This window comes from Synechococcus sp. GFB01 (genome assembly GCF_001039265.1).
GTDB lineage: Bacteria > Cyanobacteriota > Cyanobacteriia > PCC-6307 > Cyanobiaceae > NIES-981.
Window position 1 is genome coordinate 40,846 of record NZ_LFEK01000008.1, and the last position, 6,562, is coordinate 47,407.

At 68.7% G+C, this 6,562-nt stretch carries 5 protein-coding genes and 2 pseudogenes; 4 read left to right on the top strand and 3 right to left on the bottom strand.

All coding sequences use genetic code 11. The features are described 5' to 3' along the window. Positions 1 to 2: 2 nt before the first annotated feature. Positions 3 to 878, bottom strand: coding sequence for a formyltetrahydrofolate deformylase (gene purU / locus SYNGFB01_RS01580; RefSeq protein WP_048016643.1), 876 nt, complete (start codon positions 876 to 878; stop codon positions 3 to 5). A gap of 22 nt (positions 879 to 900) precedes the next feature. After that, positions 901 to 1,161 carry a sulfiredoxin gene (locus tag SYNGFB01_RS01585; RefSeq protein WP_048016644.1) on the bottom strand — a complete coding sequence of 87 codons (261 nt, stop codon included), beginning with the start codon at positions 1,159 to 1,161 and terminating at the stop codon, positions 901 to 903. A 148-nt stretch (positions 1,162 to 1,309) separates the two neighbouring features. Here SYNGFB01_RS01585 and psbQ point away from each other — a divergent pair, with 148 nt between their 5' ends. The 3 genes from psbQ (at position 1,310) to pstS (ending at position 4,065) form a co-directional block, all read left to right on the top strand. Further along, on the top strand, positions 1,310 to 1,801 hold the full coding sequence (gene psbQ, locus SYNGFB01_RS01590) for a photosystem II protein PsbQ (protein WP_200900033.1): 492 nt from the start codon (positions 1,310 to 1,312) through the stop codon (positions 1,799 to 1,801). Positions 1,802 to 1,857: 56 nt separating this feature from the next. Further along, positions 1,858 to 2,922: an FAD-binding oxidoreductase gene (locus SYNGFB01_RS01595; RefSeq protein ID WP_053068257.1), complete on the top strand. Its 1,065-nt coding sequence runs from the start codon at positions 1,858 to 1,860 to the stop codon at positions 2,920 to 2,922. Between the two features lie 138 nt (positions 2,923 to 3,060). Next, positions 3,061 to 4,065 carry a phosphate ABC transporter substrate-binding protein PstS gene (pstS, locus tag SYNGFB01_RS01600; RefSeq protein ID WP_048016645.1) on the top strand — a complete coding sequence of 335 codons (1,005 nt, stop codon included), beginning with the start codon at positions 3,061 to 3,063 and terminating at the stop codon, positions 4,063 to 4,065. Between the two features lie 86 nt (positions 4,066 to 4,151). Here the strand turns inward: pstS and dnaK are convergent. Next, positions 4,152 to 6,064, bottom strand: a pseudogene (dnaK, locus tag SYNGFB01_RS01605) (molecular chaperone DnaK). Between the two features lie 131 nt (positions 6,065 to 6,195). On the opposite strand from dnaK, the pseudogene SYNGFB01_RS01610 reads away from it, so the two are divergent. Then, a pseudogene (locus tag SYNGFB01_RS01610) lies at positions 6,196 to 6,562 on the top strand (shikimate dehydrogenase); the annotation flags it as partial.

A 6,562-nucleotide genomic window follows, 5' to 3' on the forward strand; every position in this document is an offset into this window, starting at 1 on the left:
CGTCAGTCGAACACCGCCGTGCGGCCGCGGTAGACCATCACCTGGCGGCGCAGGTGAAGGCGCAGAGCCCGCGCCAGGGCCAGGCGCTCGCAGTCGCGGCCCTTGCGGATCAGGTCGTCCACCTCGTCGCGGTGGCTCACATGCACGGTGGCCTGCTCGATGATCGGCCCCCCATCGAGCTCCTCGGTCACGTAGTGGGCCGTGGCGCCGATCAGCTTCACGCCCCGCTCCCAGGCGCGGTGGTAGGGCTGGGCACCCTTGAAGGCCGGCAGGAAGGAATGGTGGATGTTGATCACCTGCTGGCCGCTGCCGCCGGCAGCCCGGAAGGCCTCGAGAAAGCAGGGGCTGAGCACCTGCATGTATTTGGCCAGCACCACCAGCTCGATGCCGTGCTCGGCCAGCAGCCCCAGCTGGGTGTGTTCGGCCTGGGCCCTGGTCTCGGCCGACACCGGAACCTGCACGTAGCGGGCGCCGAAGCCTTCGGCCACCTCCCGCAGATCCGGATGGTTCGACACCACCAGCGGCACGGTCATCGGCAGCTCGCCAGCACGGGTGCGCCAGAGCAGATCCACCAGGCAGTGGTCCTGCTTGCTCACGAAGATCGCCACCCGCGGCAGCTGATCGGAGAAATGCACCTCACCCTCGCCGCCCAGCCGCTCGGCCAGGGCCGCCACCGCCNGGGCGATCGCCTCCCGCGGCAGCCCGAAGCCATCGAGCACCCACTCGATGCGGCTGAGAAACAGGCCGGCGCCCAGATCGGTGTGGTGGTCGGCGTGGCGGATGTTGCCGCCGTTGGCCGCCACCCATCCCGACAGCTCGCTGACGAGGGCGGGGCGATCCGGACAGATCACCTGCAGGATGGCGGTGGCGGACGACATCAGACCCCATCGGCCCTACGGCCTACCTCAGGTGCATGCGTAGCACCGCGCGGTTGGCGCGGCGCACCCGGGCGCGGATGCTGGTCAGGCCGAGGCGCTCATGGGCCGTCACCCGGTGGCAGCCGTTGAAGCCCCAGAACTGGCCGTCCACCTCCAGCACATCGATGGGCTCCCGCTGGCCCTCGGCGGCGATCGACGCCATCAGCGCCGCCAGCTTCGCCTCATCGAGGGCGCGCTGCAGCGGACGACGGATCGCGGCGAGCGGCAGCACGGCCTCATGCATCGGACCAACCCATAGTCATTCCGTTTTAACGCGGCCGGCGTGGCCCGGCTGGCGAGCTCCCCTGATTGCGAGCGGCTACAGAGCCGGCGCAGAGCCACTGCGACACCGATAAAGTCGCCGCCACGATCAGCCCCCGCCGCCGGTGTCGATGTCCGCCCCCTTCCCTGCTCTGCTGCGGCAACTGCGCCGTCTGGCCCTGGTGCTGCTGGCCGGCGTGCTCTGCTTCGGCCTCACCGCCTGCGGCGACGGCACGACCAGGGCTGCCACCCTCACGCCGGACGACATCGCCGCCATCGAACGGCAGGCCGAGGGCTTCCTCGCCGCCCGCGATCGGCTCCCCGAACTCGCCACCCTGGTCAACGAGCGGGACTGGACTTTCACCCGCAACGTGATCCACGGCCCGATGCAGGAAGTGGGCCGGCAGATGCTCTACATCAACCAGCGCCTCCTGCCGGCGGATCGTGCCGAGGCCACCAAGCTCGCCGATCAGCTCAAGACGGCCCTGGCGGAGCTTGATGAGGCGGCCCGCCTCCAGGACGGCGACAAGCTGCGCAAGTCCTACATCAAGGTGGCCAGCGGCTTCGGCCGCTATGCCCAGGTGCTGCCGGAGCAGGTTCAGGCCGATCTGAAGCAGGCCTGATCCCGGCGACCGCGGAACGAACCGAACCCGACCACGGCCCCTCCACCCCTCAGCAGGTGCTGGTGGTGGGGGCCGGTGTTCTGGGTCTGGCGGTGGCCTGGCAGCTGCTGCTGCGCGGGCACAGCGTTCGACTGATCGATCCCGGGCTCGACAGCCCCGATCCGGCCCGCAGCGGCAGCTGGGCGGCGCTGGGAGTGCTGATGGCCGACGTGTTCCATCGCTCCAGCGGCCGGGCCTGGCGCCTGCGCCAGCGCTCCCGGGTGCTCTGGGAGGGGTGGCTGGCCGATCTGGAGGCATCAGGGCATCCCGTACAGCGCCGCCGCGGCCTGCTCCTGCTGGCCGACGGTCCCGCGGAGCTGGAACGGCAGCAGCGGCTGGTGGAGCAGCGCCAGCGCGCAGGGATACCCCTGGAACTCTGGGATCCGGCAGAGCTGGCCGCTCTTCATCCCCCCGTTCCCCATGCCGCCGCAGGGGGCCTGTATGCGCCGCGGGACGGCCAGCTCGACCCCGCCAGCCTGCTCACCGCTCTGTGGCAGGAGGCGCGCACGCGAGGCCTCGACACCAGCCGCGATGCGGTGGCCAGCCTGGAGCGATCGGGCCGTGACTGGCTGGTGCGCTGCCGCGGCGGCACCAGCCACACCGCAGCCTGGCTGGTGATCTGTGCCGGGGTGTCCAGCAGCGCCCTGCTGGAGCCGCTGGGCCACCGGCTGCCGCTGCAGCCGGTGCTGGGCCAGGCGCTGGAGCTGCAGCTGGCCAACGCCCCGGAGTGGAACTGGCCCGGCACCTGCGTGTGGCGGGGCTTCAACCTGGTGCCGCGCCCTGACCGCAACGGCGGGGCCCGCTGCTGGCTGGGAGCCACGCTGGAGCCCGGTGAGCAGGCATCGGCCCAGTCCCTGGCCGACCTGCGCGGCTGGGCCGCGGCCGAGTTGCCCTGGCTGGCGGCTGCAGAGGTGGTGCGGCACTGGCAGGGTCTGCGCTGCCGTCCGGCGGGCCGCCCGGCACCGCTGCTGGAACAGCTCGAGCCAGGACTGCTGCTGGTGAGCGGCCATTACCGCAACGGGGTCCTGCTGGCGCCCGCCAGCGCTGAATGGGCCTGCCAGCAGATCGGGGCCGGCCGCTGAACGATCGCGCAGAGGGGACAGCGGGGACAGAGCCCCCCAGACCGCGGGGTGTTTACCTGGTCTTAATCATGATGATCCAGCTGCCCCATAGGGTCGCCTCAAGCAGCTGGACTCCGCCAGCACGTCTCCGTTTCGATCATGCGTCGATCCCTTTCCGCCCGAACGCTCACGGCCGTTGCCGGCCTCACCACCGCGGTCGGCCTGGCCGCCTGCTCCCCCGGCGGCGAGGGCGGCAGTCAGGTGAGGGGCAGCCTCAGCGGTGCTGGTGCCTCCTTCCCGGCCGCCATCTATCAGCGCTGGTTCCAGGATCTCGCTGCCAAGGGCATCACCGTCAACTACCAGTCGGTGGGATCCGGTGCCGGCGTGCGCCAGTTCATCGCCGGCACGGTCGATTTCGGGGCGAGCGATGCGCCGATGAAGCCCGATGAGGTGGCCAAGGTGAGCCGCGGGGTGCTCCAGATCCCGATGACCGCCGGCGCCATCGCCGTGGCCTACAACCACCAGGGCTGCGACCTGAAACTCAGCCAGGAGCAGCTGGCCGACATCTTCCTCGGCAAGATCACCAACTACAAGCAACTCNGCTGCGCCGACAAGCCGATCTCCGTCGTGCACCGCGCCGACGGTTCCGGCACCACCTACAACTTCACCAAGCATCTGGCTGCGATCAGCGAGGCCTGGAAGAACGGCCCCGGCGCCGCCAAGTCGATCTCCTGGCCCACCGGCCTGGGGGCCAAGGGCAATGAGGGTGTGGCCGCCCAGCTCAACCAGATCGACGGCGGCCTCGGCTATGTGGAGATGGCCTATGTGAAGGGCAAGCTGCAGGCCGCGGCGCTCACCAATGCTTCCGGTGAGCAGGTCAAGCCCACCAACGAGACCGAGAGCACCGCTCTCGCCGCCATCGACCTGGGTCCCGATCTGATCGGCGGCAATCCCAATCCCGACCGGGGCTACCCGATCGTCACCTTCACCTGGATCCTGGCCTACAAGAGCGGCAACGCCGACAAGACCGAGCTGCTCAAGAAGACCTTCGAGCACATGCTCTCCGAGCAGGCCCAGAGCCAGGCTCCCGAGCTCGGCTATGTGACCCTGCCCCCGGCCGTGGTGGAGAAGGCCAGGGCTGCCGTGGCTCAGATCAGCCCCTGATCGGGTGATCCGGGCCAGCAAAAAGGGGCCCCGATGGGGCCCCTTCCCTTAGCGTTCATGGTGATGCGGCTGGCATCACCCCTGGATCACTTGCTCTCGGTGAACTCGGCGTCGATCACATCGTCGGTGCTGGAGCCCGCGGCGCCGGCACCAGCGCCATTGCCACCGGGAGCCTCTCCGCCGGCCGCTTCGGCGCCGGCAGCCTGCTGGTACACGGCGGCACCGGCGGCATAGAGGGCCTGCTGCAGGGTCTCGAGTTCCGCCTTGATGGTGGCGAAGTCCTCCTTTTCGATCGCCTGCTTGAGCTTGGCGGAGGAGGCCTCCACCTTGGCCTTGTCGTCGGCTCCCACCTTGTCGCCGAGCTCGCCCAGCTGCTTCTCGGCCTGGTACACCAGGGTTTCGGCCTGGTTCTTGAGGTCGATGCGCTCGCGCTTCTCCTTGTCGGCGGCGGCGTTGGCCTCGGCGTCCTTCACCATCTTCTCCACCTCGGTTTCGCTGAGGGTGGAGGCTCCGGTGATCGAGATGCTCTGCTCCTTGCCGCTGCCCTTGTCCTTCGCGGTCACGCTCAGGATGCCGTTGGCGTCGATGTCGAAGGTCACCTCGATCTGGGGTACGCCGCGGGGAGCAGGGGGGATGCCGTCGAGCCGGAAGGTGCCCAGCGACTTGTTGTCGCCGGCCATCTCGCGCTCGCCCTGGAGCACGTGGATCTCCACATTGGTCTGGCCGTCCACCGCCGTGGAATAGGTCTCGGTCTTCTTGGTGGGGATGGTGGTGTTGCGGGGGATCATCTTGGTCATCACGCCACCGAGGGTCTCCACACCGAGGGAGAGCGGAGTGACGTCGAGCAGCAGGATGTCCTTCACCTCACCGGCGAGCACACCGCCCTGGATGGCGGCACCCACGGCCACCACCTCATCGGGGTTCACGGTCTGGTTGGGCTCCTTGCCGGTGACGCGCTTGACCAGCTCCAGCACCGCGGGGATGCGGGTGGAACCACCCACCATCACCACCTCGTCGAGCTCGGCGGCGGAGAGCTTGGCGTCCTTGAGGGCCTGCTCCACCGGCACGCGGCAGCGGTCGATCAGCTTGCTGGCCAGCTCCTCGAACTTGGCCCGGGTGAGGGTGAGGTCGAGGTGCTTGGGACCCTCCGGCGTGGCTGTGATGAACGGCAGGTTGATCTCGCTCTGGGTGGCGCTGGAGAGCTCGATCTTGGCCTTCTCGGCGGCTCGGTGAGGCGCTGCAGAGCCTGCTTGTCGCTGCGCAGGTCAATGCCCTCGTTGGCCTTGAAGCTGTCGGCCAGGTAATCCACGATCACCTTGTCGAAGTCGTCGCCTCCCAGGTGGGTGTCACCGGAAGTGGAGAGCACCTCGAACACGCCGTCGCCCACCTCCAGCACCGACACGTCGAACGTGCCGCCACCGAGGTCGAACACCAGGATGCGCTCGTTGCTCTTCTTGTCGAGGCCATAGGCCAGGGCTGCCGCCGTGGGCTCGTTGATGATGCGCAGCACCTCGAGGCCCGCGATCTTGCCGGCGTCCTTGGTGGCCTGGCGCTGGGAGTCGTTGAAGTAGGCGGGAACCGTGATCACCGCCTGGGTCACGGATTCGCCCAGATACTTGCCGGCGTCGTCAGCCAGCTTGCGCAGCACCTCGGCCGAGATCTCCTCCGGCGCGAACTGCTTGCTGAGCACCGGGCACTTCACCTTCACGTTGGCACCAGCCTTCTCCACGGCATAGCTCACCTCCTTCGACTCCTCGTTCACCTCGTCGACGCGGCGACCGATGAAGCGCTTCACCGAATAGAAGGTGTTCTCGGGGTTCATAACCGCCTGGCGCTTGGCGATCTGACCCACCAATTTGTCCTGATTCTTGGTGTAAGCCACCACCGACGGAGTGGTGCGGAATCCCTCGGCGTTGGCGATCACGGTGGGCTTGCCGCCCTCCATCACGGCGACGCAGCTGTTCGTGGTGCCGAGGTCAATGCCAACAACCTTTCCCATGGATTCCCACCTCCAGAGTGGTGATGATTCGGTTCCTGCATCTTCAGCAGCCGGACCGGGAGCAGGCGAGGGGTGGTTCCCGAACAGAACCCGTCCAGACACGTACGGTGCGGCGAGCATCCAGCGGCTCCATGGCCCGGCCGATCACCGCCCACACAGCCCTGGTGGGGGTTCTGGGGGATCCGGTGCGCCACTCGCTCTCGCCGGTGATGCACAACGCCGCCCTGGCGGCCCTCGGGCTCGACTGGGTGTATCTGGCCCTGCCCACGCCGGCCGACCAGCTGCAGACGGTGCTGCAGGGGCTGGAGGCGATCGGCTGCCGCGGCCTCAACGTCACCATCCCCCACAAGCAGGCGGTGGCGCAGCTGTGTCGCCGGCTGATGCCCCTGGCTGAACGGGTGGGGGCGGTCAACACGCTGCTGCCGCTCGAGGGCGGCGGCTGGCTGGGCACCAACACCGACGTGGAGGGCTTCCTGGCGCCCTGCGGAGCGGTGCCGA